The sequence below is a fragment of the Aquincola tertiaricarbonis genome (assembly GCF_000969605.1).
Lineage (GTDB): Bacteria > Pseudomonadota > Gammaproteobacteria > Burkholderiales > Burkholderiaceae_C > Aquincola > Aquincola tertiaricarbonis.
In genome coordinates this window covers 187,046-210,730 of the sequence record NZ_JZUE01000011.1, presented here as the reverse complement: position 1 = coordinate 210,730, position 23,685 = coordinate 187,046, and the positions used below count along the sequence as shown (strand labels likewise).

Annotated in this window: 18 protein-coding genes; 14 read left to right on the top strand and 4 right to left on the bottom strand. The window is 73.8% G+C overall.

Features of this window, described 5'->3' with window-relative positions; translation table 11 throughout:
* Positions 1-7: 7 nt before the first annotated feature.
* The 9 genes from VO99_RS15635 to VO99_RS15595 all read left to right on the top strand — a co-directional run bounded on the left by VO99_RS15635 (position 8) and on the right by VO99_RS15595 (position 14,454).
* Complete coding sequence (locus VO99_RS15635; protein WP_046113791.1) at positions 8-352, top strand: PAAR domain-containing protein; 345 nt, start codon at positions 8-10, stop codon at positions 350-352.
* The gene (locus tag VO99_RS15630) at positions 349-708 is read left to right on the top strand and encodes a GPW/gp25 family protein (protein WP_046113790.1); all 360 of its coding nucleotides are present in this window, start codon (positions 349-351) and stop codon (positions 706-708) included. The genes VO99_RS15635 and VO99_RS15630 overlap by 4 nt, the downstream gene beginning before the upstream one ends.
* On the top strand, positions 705-3,110 hold the full coding sequence (locus VO99_RS15625; RefSeq protein WP_052736369.1) for a baseplate J/gp47 family protein: 2,406 nt from the start codon (positions 705-707) through the stop codon (positions 3,108-3,110). Before VO99_RS15630 ends, VO99_RS15625 begins: the two co-directional genes overlap by 4 nt.
* 210 nt (positions 3,111-3,320) lie before the next feature.
* Positions 3,321-6,104 (top strand): putative baseplate assembly protein, encoded by a 2,784-nt coding sequence (locus VO99_RS15620; RefSeq protein ID WP_046113789.1) that lies wholly within the window; start codon positions 3,321-3,323, stop codon positions 6,102-6,104.
* Positions 6,104-8,311 carry a hypothetical protein gene (locus tag VO99_RS15615; protein WP_046113788.1) on the top strand — a complete coding sequence of 736 codons (2,208 nt, stop codon included), beginning with the start codon at positions 6,104-6,106 and terminating at the stop codon, positions 8,309-8,311. The genes VO99_RS15620 and VO99_RS15615 overlap by 1 nt, the downstream gene beginning before the upstream one ends.
* An 18-nt stretch (positions 8,312-8,329) precedes the next feature.
* Positions 8,330-12,010 (top strand): Ig-like domain-containing protein, encoded by a 3,681-nt coding sequence (locus VO99_RS28885; protein ID WP_052736368.1) that lies wholly within the window; start codon positions 8,330-8,332, stop codon positions 12,008-12,010.
* Between the two features lie 162 nt (positions 12,011-12,172).
* On the top strand, positions 12,173-12,673 hold the full coding sequence (locus tag VO99_RS28880; RefSeq protein WP_052736367.1) for an FxDxF family PEP-CTERM protein: 501 nt from the start codon (positions 12,173-12,175) through the stop codon (positions 12,671-12,673).
* Between the two features lie 196 nt (positions 12,674-12,869).
* Positions 12,870-13,367 carry an FxDxF family PEP-CTERM protein gene (locus VO99_RS28875; RefSeq protein ID WP_083440633.1) on the top strand — a complete coding sequence of 166 codons (498 nt, stop codon included), beginning with the start codon at positions 12,870-12,872 and terminating at the stop codon, positions 13,365-13,367.
* A 91-nt stretch (positions 13,368-13,458) separates the two neighbouring features.
* On the top strand, positions 13,459-14,454 hold the full coding sequence (locus tag VO99_RS15595) for a DUF72 domain-containing protein (RefSeq protein ID WP_046113787.1): 996 nt from the start codon (positions 13,459-13,461) through the stop codon (positions 14,452-14,454).
* Here VO99_RS15595 and VO99_RS15590 read toward each other — a convergent pair.
* Both VO99_RS15590 and VO99_RS15585 read right to left on the bottom strand, forming a co-directional pair.
* Complete coding sequence (locus VO99_RS15590; protein ID WP_046113786.1) at positions 14,426-14,977, bottom strand: GNAT family N-acetyltransferase; 552 nt, start codon at positions 14,975-14,977, stop codon at positions 14,426-14,428. The genes VO99_RS15595 and VO99_RS15590 overlap by 29 nt on opposite strands.
* Complete coding sequence (locus VO99_RS15585; protein ID WP_375136397.1) at positions 14,977-15,579, bottom strand: helix-turn-helix domain-containing protein; 603 nt, start codon at positions 15,577-15,579, stop codon at positions 14,977-14,979. Before VO99_RS15585 ends, VO99_RS15590 begins: the two co-directional genes overlap by 1 nt.
* Before the next feature lie 75 nt (positions 15,580-15,654).
* On the opposite strand from VO99_RS15585, the gene VO99_RS28870 reads away from it, so the two are divergent.
* Positions 15,655-18,183, top strand: coding sequence for an ATP-binding protein (locus VO99_RS28870; protein WP_198156959.1), 2,529 nt, complete (start codon positions 15,655-15,657; stop codon positions 18,181-18,183).
* Positions 18,184-18,240: 57 nt separating this feature from the next.
* Positions 18,241-18,927: a response regulator transcription factor gene (locus tag VO99_RS15575; RefSeq protein WP_046113785.1), complete on the top strand. Its 687-nt coding sequence runs from the start codon at positions 18,241-18,243 to the stop codon at positions 18,925-18,927.
* Between the two features lie 18 nt (positions 18,928-18,945).
* Here VO99_RS15575 and VO99_RS15570 read toward each other — a convergent pair whose 3' ends face one another.
* Positions 18,946-19,194: a hypothetical protein gene (locus tag VO99_RS15570; RefSeq protein WP_157039583.1), complete on the bottom strand. Its 249-nt coding sequence runs from the start codon at positions 19,192-19,194 to the stop codon at positions 18,946-18,948.
* Positions 19,195-19,267: 73 nt separating this feature from the next.
* Positions 19,268-20,023 carry a DUF6321 domain-containing protein gene (locus tag VO99_RS15565; RefSeq protein ID WP_046113839.1) on the bottom strand — a complete coding sequence of 252 codons (756 nt, stop codon included), beginning with the start codon at positions 20,021-20,023 and terminating at the stop codon, positions 19,268-19,270.
* Between the two features lie 139 nt (positions 20,024-20,162).
* Between VO99_RS15565 and VO99_RS15560 the strand changes: the two genes are divergently transcribed.
* The 3 genes from VO99_RS15560 to VO99_RS15550 are packed head-to-tail and all read left to right on the top strand — an operon-like array spanning position 20,163 to position 23,674.
* Positions 20,163-20,555: a PAS domain-containing protein gene (locus VO99_RS15560; RefSeq protein ID WP_046113783.1), complete on the top strand. Its 393-nt coding sequence runs from the start codon at positions 20,163-20,165 to the stop codon at positions 20,553-20,555.
* Between the two features lies 1 nt (position 20,556).
* The gene (locus tag VO99_RS15555; protein WP_046113782.1) at positions 20,557-21,900 is read left to right on the top strand and encodes a sensor domain-containing diguanylate cyclase; all 1,344 of its coding nucleotides are present in this window, start codon (positions 20,557-20,559) and stop codon (positions 21,898-21,900) included.
* Positions 21,901-21,919: 19 nt separating this feature from the next.
* Complete coding sequence (locus tag VO99_RS15550; protein ID WP_046113838.1) at positions 21,920-23,674, top strand: putative bifunctional diguanylate cyclase/phosphodiesterase; 1,755 nt, start codon at positions 21,920-21,922, stop codon at positions 23,672-23,674.
* Positions 23,675-23,685 lie beyond the last annotated feature (11 nt).

Genomic DNA, 23,685 nt, shown 5'->3' with positions numbered 1-23,685 from the left:
GCCCGCCATGCCCGGCCCCCTGTACCACGTCGGCGCCACCGGCATCTGCATGCACGGCGGGCAGGTCAGCACCGTGTCGGCCAATGCACGGGTGCTGGTCAGCGGCCAGCCGGTGGCCGTGCTCAGCGACATGAGCACCATCGCCGGCTGCCCTTTCCAGATCCCGGTGGGCCCGGGCACCAAGCCGCAGCCCTGCATGACGGTGCGCTGGCTGGTGCCGGCCACGCGGGTGCTGGTGGGCGGCCAGCCCGCGCTGCTGCAGACCAGCACCGGCCTGTGCCTGTCGGCCGAGCAGATACCGCAGGGCGCGCCCACCATCACCGTCAACCAGGCCCGGGTGATCGCCACATGAACATCGCCTATCCGCTGCAGTTCGACGCCCGCGGCCGCACCGCCGCCGCTGACGACGCCCGCCATGTGCGCGACCTGATCGAGCAGCTGCTGTTCACCGCGCCCGGCGAGCGGGTGATGCGGCCCACGCTGGGCAGCGGCCTGCTGCAGATGGTCTTCGCGCCGGCCAGCGATGCACTCGCCTCCACGCTGCGCGCCAGCACCCAGGCGGCGCTGCAGCAGTGGCTGGGCGACCGGCTGACGGTGGACGACGTGACCGCCGTGGCCGACGAAGCCACGCTGCGGGTGGAGGTGCGCTACCGGCTGCTGCTGACCGGCGAAAGCCGCGTCGAGGCGTTCGAGAGGGCGCTCCCATGACGGAAGTGGTGCTGCAAGGCCGCGACGAGCGGATCAAGGCCGTGGCCGCGCATGGCGGCTTGAACGGCATCGCCTGGCTGGAGGTGGTGTCGGCCGACCAGCGCACGCTGGCGGTGGAGTTCGTGGCGCCGCTGCCCGGCCAGCCGGGTGGCCTGCCCGTCGGCCCGCCGCTCACCGCCGAGCAGCTGCGCATCGACGGCGGCGTGCGGGTGCTGTCGCCGGCCGTGCTGGCGGTGTCGGCAGCGGGTACGCGCCTGACGGTCACCGTGGCCACGGCCGGCGACTTCAGCACCTACCGGCTGCGGCTGGTGGCCTCGGCCAGCAGCGAGGCGCCACCCGCCGGCTTCGACCCCGCGCTGGCGGGCATCGACTTCAGCTTCAAGGTCGGCTGCCCCAACCCCTTCGACTGCAAGGCCGATGGCGGCCCCGCCGAGCCCGCGCCGGCCGACGCGCCCATCGACTACCTGGCGCGCGACTATGCCGGCCTGCGCGGCCTGATGCTCGACCGCCTGGCCGCCACCACGCCCGGCTGGACCGAGCGCAGCCCGGTCGACCAGCAGGTGATGCTGGTGGAGCTGCTGGCCACCGCCGCCGACCAGCTCAGCTACCAGCAGGACGCGGTGGCCACCGAGGCCTACCTGGGCACCGCCCGGCACCGCGCCTCGCTGCAGCGGCATGCGCGGCTGCTGGACTACCGCATCCACCAGGGCAACAACGCCCGCACCTGGCTGCACGTGGCGGTGCAGCCCGGCAGCACGCTGGACGGCGTGGCGCCGCTGCCGGCGCACACCCCGGTGCTCACCGGCGCCGTGCCGCGCCGGCTGGATGCCGATGGCATGGCCGAGGCCGTGCAGCAAGGCGCCACCGTGTTCGAGACCCTGCATGCGCAGGCGCTGCATGCGGCGCAGAACGAGATCACGCTGCACACATGGAGCCATGCCCTCACCTGCCTGCCGCGCGGCTGCACCGCCGCCATGCTGCAGGCGCCGCAGCCGCTGGGCCTGCAGCCGGGTGATGCGCTGCTGCTGGAGCAGACGCTGGACGCCGTCAACGGCGATGCCGAGCGCGACCCGGCCCGCCGCTGGGTGGTGCGGCTGCTGTCGGTCGACACCGGCCATGCCGACCCGCTCGACGGCCTGCCGCTGGTGCAGGTGCGCTGGCATGCGGCCGATGCACTGCCCTTCGCGCTGCCGCTCGAAGCCATGGTGCCGGTGGCCGGCGGCAGCACCGCGCTGCGCCGCACCGCCGTGGCCCGCGGCAACCTGCTGCTGGCCGACCTGGGCCAGACGCGGGTGGAGCCCGATGCGCTGCAGCCGCCCACGGTGCCTGTAGAAGGCCGCTACCGGCCGCGCCTGCGCCGCCGCGACCTGAGCTTCGCGCAGCCCTATGACGATGCCGCCGCCCGCGCCGCGCCGGCCAGCACCGCCGGCCGGCAAGACCCGCGCGCCGCCCGCCCCGCGGTGTGGCTGGACGATGGCGACATCCTCTGGCAGCCCCGCCCCGACCTGCTGGCCAGCGACCGGCTGGCGCCCGAGTTCGTGGTGGAGATGGCGCACGACCGCACGGCCCGCCTGCGTTTCGGCGACGCCGTGCAGGGCCGCCGGCCGGCCGCCGGCACCCGCTTCGGCGTGCGGCTGCGCACCGGCAACGGCATGGCCGGCCAGGTGGGTGCCGACGTGCTGCGCCAGCTGGTCACGCCGCTGGACGAGGTGCTGGACGTGCGCAACCCACTGCCCGCCACCGGCGCCGCCGAGCCCGATTCGGCCGAGGCCATCCGGCGTTATGCGCCGCAGGCGTTCCGGGTGCAGCAGCGTGCCGTCACCGAGGCCGACTACGCCGCCGCCGCGATGCGCCACCCCGAGGTGCAGCGCGCCCGCTGCGACTTCCGCTGGACCGGCAGCTGGACCACCGCCGTCGTCACCGTCGACCGCCGCGGCGGCGGGCCGGTGAATGCCGATCCGGTCTTTCGCGATGCACTGGCCGCGCTGCTCGACGGCCTGCGCACCATGGGTGGCGACGTGGCGCTGCGCGACCCGCGCTACGTGCCGCTGCGCATCGAGCTGCAGGTGTGCCTGCAGCCGGGCTACTTCGCGGCCGACGTGCACCGCCGGCTGCGCGAGGTGTTCAGCGCCGGCCTGCAGCCCGACGGCCGGCCGGGCTTCTTCCACCCCGATGCCTTCAGCTTCGGCGCGGTGCTGTGGCTGAGCGCGCTGCAGGCCGCGGCGATGGCGGTGCAGGGCGTGCGCTCGGTGGCCGTGCTGCGGCTGCAGCGCTGGGGCCGCCAGCCCGCGGGCGAGCTGCAGGCCGGCCTGCTGCGCGTGGCCGCCAGCGAGATCCTGCGCTGCGACAGCGATGCCAACCGACCCGAGAACGGCCGCATCGACTTCGAGTTCCCGGCATGAGGGCCGCGACATGAACCGACAGCCACTCCAACCAGCGCGGGCCGAGCGCCGGGCCGCCCCAAGCCGGCCCGCCATCCCCCCGGGGGATCGACCGGCGTACCCGCCGGGCGAGGGGCCGCCGGGCCTGCGGGCCGAGCGCCGGGCCGCCCCAAGCCGGCCCGCCATCCCCCCGGGGGATCGACCGGCGTACCCGCCGGGCGAGGGGCCGACATGAGCTGCTTTACCGATGACGACGCGCCGTGCGGCATCCGCATCGAGCCCACACCCCGGCCCATCAACAACCGCCCGGGCCTGAAGGCGCTCTCGCGCCGCATCGGCACCCAGGGCCGCTTCAAGCAGGCGATGCTGGAGCAGCTGGCCCAGACACCCGCACTGGCCGCCCTGGCCGCGCGCGACGATGCCGATGCCACCGTGGCGCTGATCGACGCCTGGGCCGCCGCGCTGGACGTGATCACCTTCTACCAGGAGCGCATCAACGACGAGGCCTACCTCGGCACCGCGCACGAGCGCCGCTCGGTGCTGGAGCTGGCCCGCGCCATCGGCTACGAGCTGCAGCCCGGCGTGGCCGCCGGCACGCTGCTGGCCTGCACGCTGGAAGCCGCGCCCGGCCTGCAGGAGCCGGTGCTGCTGGCACCCGGCCTGAAGGTGCAGAGCACACCCGGCCCCGGCGAGCTGCCGCAGACCTTCGAGACCGTGGAGGCGCTGGAAGGCCGCATCGCCTTCAATGCCATGCCCGCCCGCACCCGCCGGCCGCAGGTCTTCAGCCGGCGCAGCACCCGCGCCTGGCTGGCCGGCACCAGGCTGCACCTGCAGCCGGGCGACGTGCTGCTGTTCGTCGGCCCGCGGCGGCTGGCTTTCGCGGGCAGCGAAAGCTGGGACGCGCGGCGCCTGCAGGCCGTGACCGAACATGCCGCCGCGGGCGTGACCGAGGTGCAGTGGGCCGATGCGCTGGGCCATTCGGCGCCGGAAATGAATCCCGAGGCGCAGCCCGAGGTCTTCGTGTTCCGCCGCCGCGCCGCGCTGTTCGGCCACAACGCGCCCGACCTGCGCGGCATGCCCGAGACCACACGCGCCGGCTTCGGCGTGCCTGAAGCTGCCACCGAATGGCCGGGCTTCGAGATCACCACCACGGCCGAGCAGCGCATCGACCTCGACGCGCCCTACACCGACATCCTCGAAGGCAGCTGGCTGCGGCTCGAGAAGGCCAGCTACGAGGAGCTGTACCGCGTGGTGCGCGTGCGCAGCGGCGCCCGCACCGACTTCACCCTCACCGCCAAGACCACGCAGGTCTTCGTCGACACGCGCGAGCACCTGGGCTGGTTCGGCCTGCGCGAGACCGTAGTGCATGCCGCCAGCCAGCCGCTGGCGCTCGCCGAGGCGCCGGTGCCTGATGCGGTGTGGGGCGACCGCATCGAGCTGCAAGGCCCGGTGGACGGCCTGATGCCCGGCCGCCAGCTGCTGCTGCGCGGCCGGCCGCTGCGCCAGCTGCAGGTGGCGCCGCGGCAATGGCGCAGCCGCTCGGGCAGCACCCGCACCCTGCAGACGCTGCGCCCGCTGGTGCTGGTGGCCGCCTCGGGCGCCCGCCGCACGCTGGTCGAGGGCCAGGTGCTGGCCGTGGCGGGCCCACCGCAGCCGCTGCCCGACGGCCGCGCCCGCTGGCCGCTTGTGGATGAGGCCGACGGTTTTGCCGGCAGCCTGGACGTGGCCGCCGACGAACTGCTGCCGCTGGAAGATCCGCCGCCCGAAGGCTTCAGCCCGCCGGACCCGCTGGCCCTGGCCGCCGAAGCCGCCGAGCTGCTGCGCACCGAGACCACGCCCGACGGCGCCACCGTGCTGGTGCTGCACGCGCCGATGGCGGGTGTGTACCAGCGCGGCGGCTTCGTCGTGCAGGCCAATGTGGTCCCCGCCACCCATGGCGCCACCGTGGTAGTGCCGGGCAGCGTGGCGCTGGGTGCAGGTGGCGCGGAGCCGCTGGGCAGCGGGCAGCACGCGGTGCCGATGCAGGCCTTTGCGCTGCAGCAGAAGCCGGTCACGTATGTGAGCGACCCCACCGCGCCCGGCGGCGCCCGCAGCACGGTGGCGGTGCGGGTGGACGGCCTGCTGTGGCAGCCGGTGCCCACGCTGTACGGCCAGCCGCCCGACGCGCGGGTGTACAGCCTGCGCCATGCCGACGACGGCACGGCGGTGGTGCAGTTCGGCGATGGCGTGCACGGCGCCCGCCTGCCCACCGGGCGCGACAACGTCACCGCCGGCTACCGCGTGGGCACCGGCCTGGCCGGCCAGGTGCGCGCCGGCCAGCTCACGCTGCTGATGAGCCGACCCCTGGGCCTGAAGGCCGCCGTCAATCCGCTGCCCGCCACCGGCGCGCAGGACCCCGAGACGCTGGACGGCGCCCGTGCCAACGCACCGCTGACGGTGTTGACGCTGGACCGCGTGGTCTCGGTGCAGGACGCGGAGGACTTCGCCCGCACCTATGCCGGCATCGGCAAGGCCCGCGCCGCGGTACTGTGGAACGGGCAGCGCCGCATGATCCACCTCAGCCTGGCCGCCGCCGACGGCACGCCGCTGGATGCGGCCGGTCCCACTGCGCAGGCGCTGCGCAGCGCCATCGATGCCGCGCGGCCGGCCGCCCAGCAGATCGCCGTGGGCGGCTACGAGCTGCGCCGCTTCTCGCTGGAGGCGGCGGTGCAGGTGGCGCCCGAGCACCTGGCCGCCACCGTGCTGGCCGCCTGCCGGGCCGCGCTGTTGGCGGCCTTCGGCTTCGCGCAGCGGCCCTTCGCGCAGGGAACCCATGTGGCCGAGCTGGTCGCGCTGCTGCATGCGGTGCCCGGCGTGGTGGGCGTGGCCCTGCGCCGGCTGGACGGCCGCGATCCGCTGGCCGCGCCGCGCCTGGATGCCCTGCCCGCCCGCTGGAATGCCGCCGGCGCGGCGGTGCTGCCGGCGCAGCTGCTGCTGATCGACGAGGCAGCCTTGCAACTGACGGAGATGCCGTGATGGCCCTGGACACCGACAGCCTGTGGCAGCTGCTGCCCGCCATCCACCGCCTGCGCGACGAGCGTGGCGGCGGCGCGCTGCGGGCGCTGCTGGAGGTGATGGCCGCGCAGGGCGCGCTGGTGCAGGAAGACATCGAGCAGCTGCATGACGACCACTTCATCGAGACCTGCGCCGAATGGGTGGTGCCCTACATCGGCGAGCTGGTGGGCGTGCGCGGCCTGCGCGAGCTGGGCAGCGAGCTGCCCTACAGCCGCCGCGCGCTGGTGGCCAACGTGCTGGCCTACCGCCGCCGCAAGGGCACGGTGCCGGTGCTGGAGCAGCTGGTGCTCGACAGCGCCGGCTGGCCGACCAAGGCCGCCGAAGCCTTCCTGCAGCTGGCCACCACGCAGCACCTGAACCATGTGCGGCTGCAGGCGCCGGGCACGCTGGACGTGCGCAGCGCGCTGCGGCTGGAAGGCCTGGGCGGCGCCTTCGACCCGGCGCCGCACGGCGTGGACGTGCGCCGCATCGCGCTGCAGCGCGGGCGCTGGAACCTGCCCAACGTCGCGCTGTTCGCCTGGCGGCTGCGCAGCTACCGCCTGCTGCGCGCCGAGCCGCGGCCCGGCCCGCAGCCCGGCAGCTACTGGCTGGACGCCGCCGGCCGCGACCTGCCGATGTTCAACCCGCCGCGCACCGAGGCCGCGGTGGAGCACGCCACCACCGAGGCCGATCTGCCGATGCCCTTGTCGCGCCTGGCGCTGCATGCCGAGCTGCAGGCGCGCCGGCTGGCGCTGGTCAACGGCCGGCCGCTGCAGCCGGCCTGGTTCGACGAGGCCACCGGCCAGCCGCCCCTGGTGCTGCGGCTGGACGGCGTGGCCGTGCCGCCCGACCAGCTCTGCGTGTGCCACCTGGGCAGCTGGCAGGCGCCGCCCGACAGCGTGGACGTAGCGCTCAGCGGGCCGGGCGGCGCCGTCACGCCGGTGGCCTGGCCCATCGCCGCGGCCTTCGATCCGCAGCTGGGCCGGCTGGTGCTGGCGCCTGCGCGGGCCGGCGCCGCGGTGCAGGTGGACTGGAACTTCGGCTTTCCCGGCGACCTGGGCGGCGGCCCCTACGACCGCCGCCGCACGCTGGACGAGGCGCTGGCCCGGCCGGTCGGCTGGCAGCTGGGCGTGTCGCGCCAGCAGGCGGCCATCGGCGGCGAGCTGGTGGCCACGCTGGCCGAGGCCATCGACGCCTGGAACCTGCAGCCCGCCGGCACCGTGGGCCTGATCACGCTGATGGACAACGCCCTTTGGGAAGAGGACTGGAGTGCCGCGCACGCACCGCGCCTGCCCGCCGGCAGCCGGCTCACCATCGCCGCGGCCGACTGGCCGGCGCTGCCGGTGGCCGGTGGCCTGCCGGGGCAGCTGGAGCGCCGGCCCGGCCGCATCGACGGCGGCCTGCGGCGGGCGGCGCTGCGCGGCCACTTCACCGTCACCGGCACCGCCGCGGCCGACGAGCCCGCGGCCGGCGAGCTGTGGCTGGACGGCCTGCTGATCGAAGGCAGCATCACGGTCGCCGACGGCAACCTGGCGCGGCTGCAGCTGTCGCATTGCACGGTGATGCCCGCTGCCGGCACCGCGCTGATGGCCGGCGGCGACAACCGCCACCTGCGGCTGCAGGCCCAGCGCTGCCTGCTCGGCCGCATCGAGGTGACGGCCGCGGCCGATGGCGTGGGGTTGGCCGACAGCATCGTGCAGGCCGAGCCCGAGGCCGTCCGCGTCGACGCCGCGCCGCTGGAGGCCAGCGCCTGCACCATCGTCGGCCGCTGCATGCTGGACCGGCTGTGCGCCGAGAACACCCTGTTCTCCGCCACCGTGCACACCGCCCGGCTGCAGGAGGGCTGCGTGCGCTATAGCTTCGTCAGCCGCGATTCCAGTGTGCCGCGGCCCTACCGCTGCCAGCCGGCGCTGGCCATCGAGGCCGCGGTGGCCATCGACCCCACCGCCGACCCGGCCGCCATCGAGGCCCGGCTGCGGCCCACCTTCACCACGCTGCGCTGGGGCGACGCCGCCCATGCGCAGCTCTCGGCGCAGTGCGCGGCCGAGATCACCACCGGCGCCGACGACGGCAACGAGATGGGGGCCTGGCACTTCCTGCTGCAGGCGCACCGCGCGGCCAATGCCCTGGGGCAGGTCGGGCAGTACCTGCGCTTCGGCATGGAAGCCGGCCTCACCCATGCCAGCTGACAACCAGGACTTGATGCCATGAAGGGCGACTTCACCCGCTTGACCTTCGACCGTCGCCAGCACTACAGCAGCGTGCGCATGCAGCAGGGCCGTGTGCAGCTGGATGCCGACTGGAACGAGCAGGCCGACCTGCAGGCCTACCGCACCGAGACCGAGTGCATCGACACCGTGGGCATGGCCGGCATGCCGATGGACCACGACGGCTTCCGGCCGGTGGCCGCGGCCGCCGCGCTCACCGCGGCCGAGGCGGGCCGGCCCGGCAATGCCTCGCCGCCGGCCCTGGCCACGGCAGGCGATTTCCTCATCACCGCCGGCCGCGGCTACGTGGGCGGCTGGCTGGTTGAGAACGAACGCATCGTGCGTTACGCCGACCAGCCCGACCTGCCCGGCGCGCCGCTGCCCGCCAGTGCCGGCATCTACATCGCCTGGCTGGACGTCTGGCAGCGCCACATCACCGCGCTGGAGGCGCCGGCCCTGCGCGAAGTGGCCCTGGGCGGGCCCGACACCACCACCCGGCTGCGCACGGTGTGGCAGCTGCGGCTGCTGCGCGTGGCCGACAGCGGCGCGGCGATGGACTGCAGCAGCACGCCGGCCGCCTGGATCGCCGCCATCGCACCGCCCACCGGCCGGCTGGCCGCGCGCGCCGAGCCCGGCACCAGCGCCGATTCGCCCTGCGTGGTGCCGGCCGATGCCGGCTACCGCCGGCTGGAGAACCAGCTCTACCGGGTGGAGGTGCACCGCAGCGGCAACCGGGGCACCGCCACCTTCAAGTGGTCGCGCGACAACGGCGCGGTGGCCAGTGCCTGGGTGGCCCAGGCCGGCCCGGACATCACGGTGGCCAGCGAGGGCCGCGACCGCATGCTGGCCTTTGCGCCCGGCCAGTGGGTGGAGCTGATCGACGATGCACGCGAGCTGCGCGCCGAGCCCGGCACCCTGGTGCGCCTGGCCGCGGTGGACGGCCTGCGCCTCACGCTGGACCTGCCCACCGCCAATGGCGAGCCCACCACGCTGGCGGCCTTCGGCAGCCGGCCGCGTGTGCGCCGCTGGGACGGCAACGGCATGCTGCTGCCCACCAACGACCAGTGGCTGGACCTGGAGGACGGCGTGCAGATGCGCCTGACCGCCGGCAGCTACCGCACCGGCGACCACTGGCTGATCCCGGCCCGCGTCGCCACCGCCGACATCGACTGGCCGCGCCCCGGCGGCGTGCCTCAGGAGCGCCCGCCGCAGGGCATCGAGCACCGCCATGCGCGGCTGGCGGTGATGCACTTCGACGGCGCCGCCTGGACGCGCATCGACGATTGCCGGCGCCTCTTTCCACCGCTCACGCGGCTGACCAGCTTCTACTACCTCAGCGGCGACGGCCAGGAGGCCGCACCGGCCGACCCGGCGCAGGCCGCTGCCTTCGTGCCGCTGCTGCAGCCGCTGAAGGTGGGCGCGGCCAACGGCAGCACGCCGGTGGCGGGCGCGCCGGTGCGCTTTTCGGTGCTGTCGGGCGGCGGCCGGCTCAATGGCGCCGCCGCCAGCCTGACGGTGCTCACCGATGCCGCCGGCGTCGCCACCCTGCCCTGGGAGCTGGGCTGGGCCGCCGCCGCACCGGTGCAGAGCCAGCAGGTGGCAGCCACGCTGCTGGATGCCGGCGGCCAGCCCATGCATTTGCCGGTGACCTTCAGCGCCAGCCTCAGCCGCGCCCGCGCGGTGGCCTACGAGCCCGGCGGCTGCGACCACCTCAGCGGCGCGAAAAACGTGCAGGAAGCGCTGGATGCGCTGTGCGCGCTGGCCAGCTTCTTCTACCTCAGCGGCGACGGGCAGGAGGTGATGCCTTCGCCCGGCGGCCTGGCCCTGCTGCCGCAGCCGCTGCGGGTGGGCGTGGCCCGCGGGCCCACGCCGGTGGCCGACGCGCGGGTGCGCTTCAGCGTCATCGCCGGTGGCGGCCAGCTCGACAGCACCGGCCCCACGGTCACGGTGCCCACCGGCGCGGACGGCGTGGCCTCGTGCCGCTGGGCACTCTCGGGCATGGCCGGGCCCCAGGTGGTGGAAGCGCGGCTGCTGGATGCGGCCAGCCAGCCGGTGCAGCTGCCGGTGCGCTTCAACGCGGGGCTGTCGGTGGCGGCCGAGGTGGCGTACGAGCCCTCGCAGTGCAGCCCGCTGCAGGCGCTGGGCGCCACCACGGTGCAGCAGGCGCTGGACCTGCTGTGCCGGCTGCGCTGCGAGGAAGTCATCGGCCCCGGCGAGCTGCCCGACCGGCTGGAACGCTTCGCGGCCGACGAGGCCGAGACCGACCTGGCGCTGTGCCTGCTGCCGGGTGAACATCGCTTCCGCAAGCCGCTGGGCCTGAAAGGCAAGCGCAGCCTGCGACTGCACGGCGCCGGCCCGTCGCGCAGCCGCTGGGTGCTGGACGACGTGGTGCTGCTGCTGGCCGCCGACCAGCTGGTGCTGAAGGACGTCGGCGTGCAGGTGCTGGGCGCGGGCCAGCTGCAGTTGGCCGGTGGCCAGGCCAGCGCCAGCGGTTGCGAGGTCAACCGCACCGGCGGGCAGGCGCCGCAGCCGCTGCCGCTGCTGCTGGCCGGCACCGACGAGGCGCCGCTGGCGCGGCTCGCCTGCAGCGGCAGCACCTTGCAGGCCTGGTGGCTGCAGCGTTCGCCGGCCATCGAGCTGCTGGCCGATCCGGCACTGCTGGGCGATGCCGCGCTGGGCCGCCAGATGCAGGGCTGGCTGGCCGCGGCCGCCAAGCCGGACGGGCCGGACGACGCCCCGCGGGAGCTGGAGCGGCTGCTGGACCGGCTGCAGGCCTTGAAGGTGGAAGAACGCCGCCAGGCCGCATCCGGGCTGCAGCAGGTGCTGAAGGCCGCCGAAGCCGACGCGGACCGGCCGCCCCCGCGCAGCCCGGCCGAGCGCCGCCGGCGGCAGCCGGCGGAAACGCCCTCCACCGCCGCGCCCTCCGCCGCCGCGCCTTCCACCGCTGCGCCGGCAGACGCGCCGTCCGCGCTGGCCGGCCTGCGGTCTTCGGCCCGCGTGGGGGTGCTGCCGACGCCCCGGCTGGGCCGCGGCGGCCCGCCGCTCGAGGAGCTGCTGCAGCAGCAGGACACCCCACCGCGTGCCGCGCTGGCCGAGGCGCTGCACGCGGGCCTGCTGCCCGTGCTGCTGCGCATCCGCGCCGACATTGCGCTGGCGGTCCACTCGACGCAGACCGACGTGACGCTGGGCGACAACCAGATCCTGGGCGACGTGGTGATGCTGGGCGGGCTGGCGCTGCCCGGCAGCGGTGCCACGTCCGAGCGCACCGGCGTCGATCCCGACACCCAGTTCCAGAAGCAGAGCCTGGCACCGGGCGGCACGGGTGGCCGGCTGCAGTGCCGTGGCAACGCCATCGAACGGCTGTGGTGCCTGGTGCCCGACTACGGCGCCGACCCGCGCGCGCAGCGGCAGGCCTTCAGCCATGCAGTGATCGAAGGCAACTGGTTCGGCTCGCACGGCGACGGGCTGGGCCATTCGGTGAGCGCGGCGGCCACGCAGTTCAGCAACAACTTCTTCCGCATTCGGCCGCGCGGCCGCCGCGCGCTGGCCCAGGTGTTCTGCGAGTGGTTCACCTTCGCGGGCAACACCGCCGAGCGCGCCAGCGAAGCCACGCCGGTGCTGGTGAGCAGCGACCCGGCCTTTGTTGCGGCCACACCAATCGCGGTGCGCAACTTTCCGTAGGCAAGCGCCGCGGGCGTGACCGGTGTCACACCGCGGCGCCGTGCGGCGGGGGCCACCCCCTCTTCCGGTGGCCCACCGAAGAGGGAGGCGGTCCCACCATCGCGCCTTCGCCGCCAACCCCGATGTCCGGGTCGTGCGGCACGCCACGGAAGTCACGCCGCCATGAAGAAGACCCTGATCGCCGCCGCCCTCGCCCTGGGCGCCACCTTCGCCGCCACCGCCGCGCCCATCTCGCTGGCCTTCGATTCCGACGGCGCCGCCGTGCTGTGGAACAAGCCTGCCGCCGGCAGCTTCGTCGACGAGTACGTGTTCGAAGTGCCCTACGCCCACACCGGCTTCAGCGGCAGCTTCACCACCAGCCTGCTGGGCAACAAGGACATCGACTTCAGCCGCATCTACATCACCGACGGCGCGGCCAAGCTGTTCGACTTCGTGCAGACCTCCACCGACGCCACCGGCTCGGAGCAATGGACGCTGAACAACGCCACCCTGACCTCGGGCGTGGGCTACCACCTGTTCCTGGAAGGCAGCTCCGCGCTGCGCGGCACGCTCTACACCGGCGAGCTGTCGGTGGTGTCGTCGGTGCCGGAACCCGGTACCTGGGCCCTGGCCCTGGCCGGCCTGGGCGCCATCGGCTGGCTGAGCCGCCGCCGCGCAGGCTGAGGGGCTGTGGCGGGCATGCCGACTTGACGGCAAATATTCGCCGCCACGCCCAGGTTGCCTCGTGAGATGGGTCACATGGCAGTGCCCTCCCCTCGTCGGGGGGGCGCTGTTGCGGCGGCCACTGCCCAGAATCCGCCGCGTGCCGCCAGGCGCCGTTCCGGCTTGTCGGCATGTCCCATCCATCTCGAGGAACCTCATGAAAAAAACCTTGATCGCGGCCCTGTTGGCCTTCAGCGGCGCCGCCGCCCTGGCGGCCCCCACCGCACTGGCCTTCGACGCCGACAACACGGCCTGGCTGTTCAGCAAGCCCGCCGCCGGCAGCTTCGTCGACGAATACACCTTCGAGGTGCCGTTCGCGCAATCCGGCTTCAGCGGCAGCTTCACCACCAGCCTCAACGGCAGCCGGGACATCGACTTCTCGTCGATCTACGTCACCAACGGCAGCACCACCCTGTACAACTTCGTGCAGACCTCCACCGATGCCACCGGCTCGGAGCAGTGGACGCTGAGCAATGCCGCGCTGTCGGCCGGCACCACGTACCACCTGTTCCTGGCCGGCACCTCCGCCGTGGCCGGCACGGCCTACGTGGGTGAGCTGTCGGCCGTGGCCGCGGTGCCCGAGCCCGGCACCTGGGCCATGGCGCTGGCGGGCCTGGCCGCCGTGGGCGTGTTGGCACGCCGCCGCCAGCACTAGGAGCGCGCAGGTATCGCCTTCAGCGGAGCGGGCCACTGGCCCGCTTTTTCTTTGGCGCACGCGCCGGCACCCCGATTGCCGACCGGTCACCATGGCCACCTCCACCGCCCCCGCGGGCCAGGCACTCATCGGCATCTCCGGCTGGCGCTACGAGCCCTGGCGCGGCCTGTTCTATCCGCCCAAGCTGCCGCAGCGGCAGGAGCTGGCCTTCGCCTCGCGCATGCTGCCCACCATCGAGCTGAACGGCTCGTTCTACTCGCTGCAGCATCCCGAGTCGTACCAGGAATGGCATGACGAGACACCGGAGGACTTCGTGTTCTCGGTCAAGGGTCCGCGCTACATCACGCACATGCGCCGGCTGAAGGAGGTGCGGGTGCCGCTGGCGAACTTCTTCGCCTCGGGCGTGCTGGCGCTGGGTCGCAAGCTGGGGCCGTTGCTGTGGCAGTTTCCGCCGCAGATGATCTTCAAGCCCGAGCGCTTCGAGGCCTTCTTCGAGCTGCTGCCGCGCAGCACAGACGAGGCCGCGCTGCTGGCGCAGGAGCACGACGAGCGGCTGGAGGGCCGCAGCCTGCTGCAGGCACCGGTGCGCCGGCAGCTGCGCCATGCGGTGGAGATCCGGCATGAGAGCTTCGCCTGCGCCGAGTTCGTGGCGCTGCTGCGCAAGCACCGCATCGCGCTGGTGGTGGCCGACACCGCCGGCCGCTGGCCCCTGATGGAAGACCTGACGGCCGACTTCGTCTATGTGCGGCTGCACGGCGACCAGGAGCTGTATGCCAGCGGCTACGGCGATGCCGCGCTGGACGACTGGGCCCGCCGCATCGACGCCTGGCGGCACGGCACCCAGGTGGCGGATGCACGCACCGCATCGCCCCGGGCCGCCGCGCGGCGCGCCCGGCGCGACGTGTTCTGCTACTTCGACAACGACGTGAAGGTGCATGCGCCCTACGACGCCGCCCACCTGGCCGCGCGGCTGGGCGTGGCCACCGGCATGGGGCCGGACCAGCAGCAGTTCGTGCCGCCGCCCGGGCTGGCCGGGCCGCGTCGGCGCGGGCCGGCCTTCAGCCGCGCGCCGCGGCCAGGTGCTTGAAGTAGAAGGTGGTGCCGCAGGGCGTGCCGTCGGGCATCAGCGCATAACGCGGCACGCTGCCCACGGCCTGCCAGCCGGCGCGCCGGTACAGCCGCTCCGCATCGCCGCCGGTCACCGTGTCCAGCACCAGCACGTCGCGGCCCTCGGCCAGCGCCTGCTGCTCCAGCGCTTCCATCAGGCGCTGCGCGACGCCCTGGCGGCGCGCGCCGCGGTGCACCAGCATCTTCGCCACATCGGCGCGGTGCGGCTGGTTGTCGGGCAGGTCCAGCACCAGCTGCACCGTGCCCACGATGCGACCGGCGCGCTCGGCCACCAGCAGCGCGCGCCGGCCGCTGGCCGCGCCTTCCAGCACACCGTGCCAGAAGGCCAGGGCCCGTTCGGTCGGCAGCGGCGATATGAAGCTCACCGAGGCGCCACCGGCCACGCAGTCCATCAGCACCTCGGCCAGCTGCGCGGCCAGCGCCGCGCCGCAGGCCGCGATGTCCGCCGGCTGCACGCGGCGCACCGTCACCTGTTCATCCATCAACTTCTCCTGGGAACGTGGAAAGGCAGGGTGGCCAGCGCCACCAGGTAGCGCGCCGGCCGGCGCGTGGGGTTGTGGTAGACGATGGGCTGGTTCAGCCGCATGGCCAGGCAGTCGCCGCTGTCCAGCCGCCAGGCCACGCCGCCCACCGTCAGCTGCATCTGGCCGTCGATCATCCAGACCTGCTGGTGCACCTCCTGCTCGCGCTCTGCGGTCTCGTAGGCCACGCGCTGGCCGGCCGGGAACACCACATCCACCAGCTGCAGCGGCGAGGGCAGCGCGGGCGACACCTGGCGCCGCAGGTAGCCGGAGGCCGGATCGGTCCACAGCGGCTGCTCGGCCACGCGGGCCAGCGGGGAAGGCGGCTCGGCCGCCGCGGTGGCCGCATCCGGCTCGAACAGCGAGGCCAGCGTGACGCCCAGGCCGGTGGCCAGCTTGTCCAGCACGGCGGCGGTGGGGCTGCTCTGGCCCCGCTCGATCAGCGAGATGTTGGAGCGGCTCACGCCGCTGCGCTCGGCCAGCGCCTCCAGCGAGTAGCCGCGGGCGCTGCGCAGCGCATGCACGCGGCGGGCGATCAGGGCATGGATGTCGATGTCGCTCATGCTTCCAGTTTACTGGATGATGTCGTCCATCATTCTGCCGGCGGCCTGCGGCCCGGCGGGCCACAATCCGGGCCGATGTCCGCCGCCCTGCCTTCCCCTGCCGACCGCGGCCCCGTTACGGCCAGCGGGTCTCCGCCCCCGCGGCGCGCAGCCTGGCGCTGGCTGGTGCTGGTGATCGCGATGACCAGCGTGCTGGTATCCACGCTGTCGCTGGTGGCGCTGCGCAGCAGCCGCAATGCCTACCAAAGCCGCGCGGTGGACGCGGTGCAGAACCTGGCCGGCGGCATGCAGCATGCGCTGGCCGCCGACCTGGACCGCGTCGACACCGCGCTGCGCTCCTTCGTGCTGGCCCATGCGCGGGCCACCACGCAGGGCCCGCTGGACGACGAGGCCATGGCCCGCCTGCTGGAGGAGCAGCAGCGCCTGGTGCCCGAGCTGGACAGCCTGCAGGTGGCCGGTGCCGACGGCCTGCTGCGCCAGCGCCCCGGGCCGCAAGCGCCCGAGCCCGCCAGCCTGGCCGAGCGGCCCTACTTCGTGCAGGTGCGCGATGCCACCGGCGACGAGGTGGTGGTGTCGGAGCCGGAGCAGCAGGGCCCCGACGGCCGCTGGACGGTGGTGGTGGCGCGCCGGCTGCGCAGCGGCGACGGCCGCTTCGACGGCATGGTGCATGCGCGGCTGGACATGCGCCACTTCGAACGCATCCTCGGCACGGTGGCGCTGGGCCCGCGCGATGCCGTCACGCTGCGCACCGCCCGCCTGGCGCTGGTGGCGCGGCGCACCGGCTCGCCGCAGCCACCCGCGGCCATCGGCTCGCGCAACGTGTCGCCGGAGCTGCTGGAGGCGCTGCAGGCCGCGCCCGAAGGCGGCAGCTACGTGGCCGCCACCGCGCTGGACCGCATCGAGCGCATCAATGCCTACCGGCGGGTGACGCCCTATCCGCTGATGGTGATCGTGGGCGTGGCCACCGACGACTTCCTGCTCGGCTGGCAGCGCGAGGTGGCCCTGGTGGGGCTGCTGGCCTCGCTGGTGGTGCTGACGCTGGGCACCGCCTCGCTCTTCGTGTGGCGCGCCTGGCGGCGGGCGGCCGAAAGCGCCGGCCGCGCCCAGCGCGAGGCCCACCGCCAGCGGGCGCTCATGCTCACCGCCAGCGACGGCATCCATGTGCTGGACCGCCAGGGCTGCGTGGTGGAGCTGAGCGACTCCTTCGCGCAGATGCTGGGCCATCCGCGCGAGGCGATGCAGGGCATGCACGTCAGCGCCTGGGATGTGCGCTTCAGCCAGGGCGCCGTGATGCGCACGATGCGGCACTTCCGCGTCGGCGAGCGCTTCAAGGTCGTGACGCAGCACCGCAAGCGCGATGGCAGCCTGATCGACGCCGAGGTGGTGGGCGTGGGCGTGCACATCGACGGCCAGGACCTGCTGTACTGCGCGGCCCGCGACGTCACCGCCCGCAGCCAGGCGGAACGGGCGCTGCGTGCCAGCCGCGCGCTGCTGGACCGCACCGGCCGCGTGGCCCGCGTGGGTGGCTGGGAGCTGGACCTGCGCAGCGGCCAGCTCACCTGGACCGACGAGACCTGCCGCATCCACGGCGTGCCGCCGGGCAGCACGCCCACGCTGCAGCAGGCGATGGACTTCGTCGATGCGGCGCACCGCCCGCACATCGTGGCCGCCATCGACAACGCGCTGAAGGAAGGCACGCCCTGGGACCTGCAGCTGGGCCTGACCACCGCCGATGGCCGCAAGGCCTGGGTGCGCGCGGTGGGCGAGGCCGAGACCGAAGGCGGCAGCACCGTGCGGCTGGTGGGCGCGCTGCAGGACATCACCGAGAGCGAGCAGCGCCGCACCGAGCTGGCCCGCGAACAGGCGCTGCGTGCGGAGCTGGAACGCCGTGCGGCCGAGCTGGATGCGCTGCTGCGCGAGCGCAGCGGCATGCTGGACGTGATGGCCCACGAGGTGCGCCAGCCGCTGAACAATGCCTCGGCCGCGCTGCAAGGCGCGGCCACCGCGCTGGCCGCCGCCGGCGACACCGTCGCCACGCAGCGCCTGGCCCGCGCGCAGACGGTGCTGGGCCATGTGCTGGCCAGCATCGACAACACGCTGGCGGTGGCGTCGCTGCTGGCGCGCGCCGGGCCCATCGAGCGCTCGGACACCGACATCGACACGCTGGTGGCGGTGTGCATCGGCGACATGCCGCCGGCCGAGCGCCCGCGCATCGTGGTGGACCGCGTGACCACCACGCGCACCGCGTCGATGGACATGAGCCTGATGCGGCTGGCACTGCGCAACCTGCTGTCCAACGCGCTGAAGTACAGCCCGGCCGGCGCCTCGGTGACGGTGCGGCTGTCCGACTCGGACGAGCCGCTGGCGCTGCTGATCGACGTCATCGACCAGGGCCCCGGCGTGCCGCCCGCGCTGGCGCAGCGGCTGTTCGAGCGCGGCAGCCGCGGCGAGCATCCCGCCGGCCCGGCCGGGCTGGGCCTGGGCCTGTACATCGTGCGCCGCGTGATGGAACTGCACGGCGGCCATGTGGCGCTGGTCGACCATGGCGGCGACGGCCGCGGCCTGACGATGCGCCTGGTGGTGGCGCAGGAGTCGGGTGCATGAAGCCGGTGCGGTGCGTTACCCTCTGCGCTGTTTTCATCCTCTAGACCAGGACGCGCAATGCTCCCGCAAACACTGGCGCTGGTTGACGACGATGTGGAGTTCTCGGAGTTCCTGGCGCTGGACATGCGCAGCCGGGGCATCGATGTGAAGGTGTATGGCGACAGCAGCGACCTGCTGGCCGACCCCGATGGCTTCCGCTTCGACTTCTACGTGCTCGATCTATCCCTGCCCGGCGTCGATGGCGTCGAGCTCATCCGCATCCTGCGCCGGCGCACGCCGGCGGGTGTGCTGGTGGTGTCCGGGCGCCTGGCGCCGGACGTGTTCGAGGCGGTGATCACCGCCGGGGCCGACATGTACCTGGCCAAGCCGGTGGGCTTCGACCAGGTGGCGCTGGCGGTGCGCGCGGTGCAGCGCCGCGCCGTGGCCGCACGCGAGCAGGTGCAGAGTTGGCGCCTGGACCGCCGCGGCAGCGAGTTGATCGCGCCCGATGGCGCCAAGGTGTCGCTCAGCGCCACCGACCTGGCGGTGATGGAGTGCTTCCTGGAAGCCGGCGGCGAGGCGGTGACCCGCGAGACGCTGCGCCAGCGCCTGGGCCGCGACTCGCCCGACCATCCCGACAACCTGCTGCACGCCACCATCTATCGGCTGCGCCGCCGCATCGAGCGGGCCACGCCGATGGTGGTGCCGCTGCAGTCGCAGTCCCGGGTGGGCTACGTGTTCCGCGGCACGCTGGCCGTGGCCTGAGGCTTCAGGCCCGGGGCCTCACTTGCTGCCGGTGCCGCCGGCGGGGCCGGAGGCCGGACCCGACTGCGCACCGGCCTTGGCCGGCTTCTTGGTGGCCACGCCGGACTTGGCGGCCTCGTCGGCCACCGGCGGCTTGGCGGCCTTGTCGCCCATCGCGCCGGAGGCGGCGGGCTTGGCCGGCGTGGCAGGGGTGGCTGGCGTCTGCGCGCTGGCCAGGCCGGTGGCGCACAGCAGCAGCGCGGCGGCGAAGAGGTTCTTGCGGCTCATGTCTGTCTCCTTCAGGGGCTTGCCGGCCCAGCGCCGGCGCCACGCCAGGTGCGGCAAGCGGCGCGCCCATCGCTCAGCCGCCTTGCAGCCGCTTGTAACGCGCCAGCAGCCGGCGGCCCTTGTCGGCGATGCGGCGCGCCTGTGCCTCGGTGGACGGCACGTTCTCGCCCCAGGCATGGGCGGACAGCGCCAGCCGCGTGGGCCGGCCCTGCTTGTCCAGCAGTGGCGGCAGCGGGTCGCGGCCGTAGAAGCGCACGGCCCAGCTGCCCTTGCGCTTCATGTCCTCGGGCGACATCTCGCTCTCCGGCTTGGTCACGCCGGGTCGCAGGTGCGCACCCTGGGTGCGCGCGAACTCGGCCCGGCCGGCGGCAGTGAGGCCGCCCGCGGGATCTCGCGTGAGCGCCCGGCCGGCGGGGGGCTTCTTGGACGCAGCCTTCTTGGCCGCGGCCTTCTTCGCCGGTGCCTTCCTGGCGGCCGTCTTCTTGGCAGGGGCCTTCTTGGCGGCGGTCTTGCTGGCCGTGGCCTTCTTCGCCGGTGCCTTCTTGGCCGGTGCCTTCCTGGCGACTGCCTTCTTGGCCGGGGCCTTCTTGGCGGCCGTCTTCTTGGCTGCGGCCTTCTTCGCGGCGGCCTTCTTGGCCGGTGCCTTGCCGTCGGCCGCGGCGTGCATGTTGTCCACCAGGTTGGGATAGGGTCGCCCGGCCTTCTTGGCGCTGCGCTTGGCGGCGGCCTTCTGCTCGGGTGTCAGGTGCTGGGTGGGCCGGCCATCCCTGGCCTTCGGATTGCCCTTGTCCCAGGGCGCATTCTTGGCTGCGGTCTTCTTGGTTGCCATGTGCATGCGGTGCAAGCGGCACGGGGGCCGGAGCCGCCGTCCGGCAAGCCCCATGCCCGGCGGGCGGCCCGCTCAAGTTGCGGCGGCCTGCGCCGAAGTCCACCGCAACGCAGTGAATGCCGTTCCGAAAGCAGTACCCATGAACACCACCGCCCTCGCCGTCCCGTTCGACCAGACGGCCCTGCATGCCCTGCTGGAGCAGTCCAGCCAGGACGAGATCGACGGCCTGGACTTCGGCGTCATCGGCTTCGACGGCGAAGGCGTCGTCCGGCGCTACAACGCCTTCGAATCCAAGGCCGCCGGCCTGTCGCCCCAGCGCGTGCTGGGCAGCGCGCTGTTCACCGTGGTGGCGCCCTGCATGAACAACTTCATGGTGGCCCAGCGCTTCGAGGATGCCGCCGCCGAGGCCACCACGCTGGACGCCAGCATCGACTACGTGCTCACCCTGCGCATGCGCCCGGTGAAGGTCAAGCTGCGCCTGCTGGCCGCGCCCGCGCACGCCATGCGCTACGTGCTGGTGCAACGCGGCTGACATGTCCGCCGCCGCAGCCGCACCCGCCCCCGGGCTGGAGGAGGAGTTCGAGGCGTTGACGCAGTTCCTGTACATGGCCCCCATCGGGCTGGTGCAGGCGCGGCTCGACGGCGAGATCCTCATGGTCAATCCGCTGTGCGCACAGCTGCTGATGCCGCTGTCGCCCGACGGCGAGCTGTGCAACCTGTTCACCGCGCTCGGCGAGCTGGCCCCCGATCTGGCGCACCGCGCCCGTGGCTTCGAGCAGCCGCATGGCGTGATCTGCGATGCGATGCAGCTGCAGGTGCGGCCGCGCGACGGCGGCCGCCAGGCGGCGGCGGTGCTCTCGCTCACGCTGCTGAAGCTGGATGCCGAGCGGCTGATGGCCGTGCTGGCAGACGTGACCCAGCAGGTGCGCCGCGACCGCGAGCTGCGGCAGAACGAGGCCTGGATCCACACCCTGGTGACCGGCCTGACCGACTATGCGCTGATGTCGCTCGACGCGCAGGGCCGGGTGCGCTGCTGGAACCCCAGCGTTCAGCGCGTGACCGGCCATGGCGAGTCGGCGGTGGGCCAGCCCTACTCGCTCTTCTATCCGGCGGACACCATGCCGCCCCAGCGGCTGCAGGACCGCATCGACGATGCCGAGCGCACCGGCTGGAGCCTGGACGAAGGCTGGCGCCTGCGGGCCGACGGCAGCCGTTTCTGGGGCAGCTGCCTGGTGGCGCCGCTGCACCCGCCGGAGGAGGCCGACAGCGCCGAGCGCGCCTACAGCCTCATCATCCGCGACGTGTCCGACCAGCGCGAGGCCAGCGAGGCGCTGCGCCGCTCGGTGCTGACCGACCACCTCACCGGCGTGGCCAACCGCCGCGCCTTCTTCGATGCCGCCGAGGCCGAGCTGCAGCGCTGCAAGCGTGCGCCGCGGGCCATGTCGCTGGTGCTGATCGACGCCGACCACTTCAAGCGCATCAACGATGCCCACGGCCATGCCGCCGGCGACGCGGTGCTGCGCCACCTGGCCGCCGGCCTGGCGGCCTCGTTCCGGGAGATCGACGTGGTGGCCCGGCTGGGCGGCGAGGAATTCGTGGTGCTGCTGCCCGGCGCCGGCGTGGAGGCCGCCGAGGGCCTGGCGCGCCGCGTGTGCCGCGACATCGCGGCGCGCACGGTGGAGGTGGAAGGCGTGGACATCCGCTACACGGTGAGCGCCGGGGTGGCCACGATGGATGCGGGCGTGGACGACGTGGACGCGCTGGTCAAGCGCGCCGACGCGGCGATGTACGCCGCCAAACACAGCGGCCGCAACCGCGTGGTGCGCTGGCATGCCGGGCTGGCCCAGCACCGCGCCGCGGCCGCGCAACAGGCCTGACGCGGCCCCGCACGCTGGCATGTCCGAAGCAGCACCCACCGCCTACGAGGCGCTCATCCAGTTCCTGTACCAGGTGCCCATCGGCCTGGTGCAGACCTCGCTGGACGGCGAGATCACGATGATCAACCCGATGGCCGCGCAGCTGCTGATGCCGCTGGTGCCTGACGGCAACCTGAGCAACCTGTTCGACGTGCTGCATGCGGTGGCGCCGCAGCTGCGCGGCTGGTCCGGCGGCGGCGCGCCGGAGGTGCCGCCCGGCGGCGTCATCTGCGAATCGCTGCGACTGACGCTGCCTGCGGTGCAGCAGGGCGCGCCGCAGACGCTGGCGCTGCGCCTGCTGCGGCTGGACGCCGGCACGCTGATGGCCAGCCTGAGCGACGTGTCCTACATGGTGCTGCAGGAGCAGCAGCGGCTGGCCAAGCAGCTGCGCGACGTGACCCGCATCGACAGCCTGACCGCCATGCCCAACCGCATGGTGGCGCTGGAACGCATCCAGGGTGCGCTGGCCGCGGCCGCCGCGGATGCGCAGCGCCAGTTCGCGGTGCTGTTCATCAACTGCGACCGCTTCGAGCGCATCAACCTCACGCTGGGCACCGCCGCCGGCGACGAGCTGCTGCGCATGGTGGCCGCGCGCATCAACGGCACGGTGCGGCTGGGCGATGCGGTGGCCCGTGCCACCGGCCCGGTGCAAACCGCAGCGCGGCTGGGCGGCGACGAGTTCGTGGTGGTGCTGGAAGGCCTGCGCATCGCCGACGACGCCCGCATCGTGGCCCAGCGCCTGACCGAGGTGCTGTGCAAGCCATACACCGTGGGCGACCGTCCGGTGCACCTGACCGCCAGCATGGGCGTGGTGGTGTGCCCGGAGACCGCGGCCAGCGCCGATTCGGTGCTGCAGGACGCGAGCCTGGCCATGCGCGAGGCCAAGCGCGCCCATGGCGCGCGCTACTGCGTCTTCGAGCCGCTGATGAAGGAACAAGCCTGGCGCCGCGGCAGCATCGAGGGCGAGCTGCGGCGCGCGCTCACCGAAGGCCAGCTGTTCGTGGTGTACCAGCCCATCGTCGACCTGCGCAGCGGCCGCCCGGTGGGCGCCGAGGCGCTGGTGCGCTGGCGCCATCCGGAACGCGGCATCGTGCCGCCGATCGAGTTCATCGAGATCGCCGAGGAGACCGGCCTCATCGGCCGCCTGGGCGAGTTCGTGCTGCGCGAGTCGTGCCGCCAGTTCATGGCCTGGGCCGACGAGCTGGGCGAGTGCGCGCCGCTGCTGCTGTCGGTCAACCTGTCGCGGGCGCAGCTGTTCGAAGGCGGCATCGCCGAGCAGGTGGCCACCGCGCTGCGGGTCAGCGGCCTGCCGCCGGACCAGCTGCAGCTGGAGGTGACCGAAAGCCTGGCCGCGCAGGACGACCGCATCCAGGCCCGGCTGCATGAGCTCAAGGCCCTGGGCCTGAGCCTGGCGCTGGACGACTTCGGCACCGGCTATTCATCGCTGGCCAGCCTGCACCAGCTGCCGGTGGACGTGGTGAAGATCGACCGGTCCTTCGTCAGCCAGGCCGAGAGCAGCGCGCACCACCGGGTGCTGATCGAGGCCACGCTGCGGGTGGCGGCCAGCCTGGGCATGCGCACCGTGGCCGAAGGCATCGAGACCGCGGGCCAGGCCGGCATCCTGCAGGCCCTGCAATGCGACAAGGGCCAGGGCTACTTCTACGCCCGGCCGATGCCCTCCGACGAGGCGGCCCGCTGGTTCTGCGCGCGCGCGCCGCAGCCCTGCCTGGCCTGACGGCCTGGCGG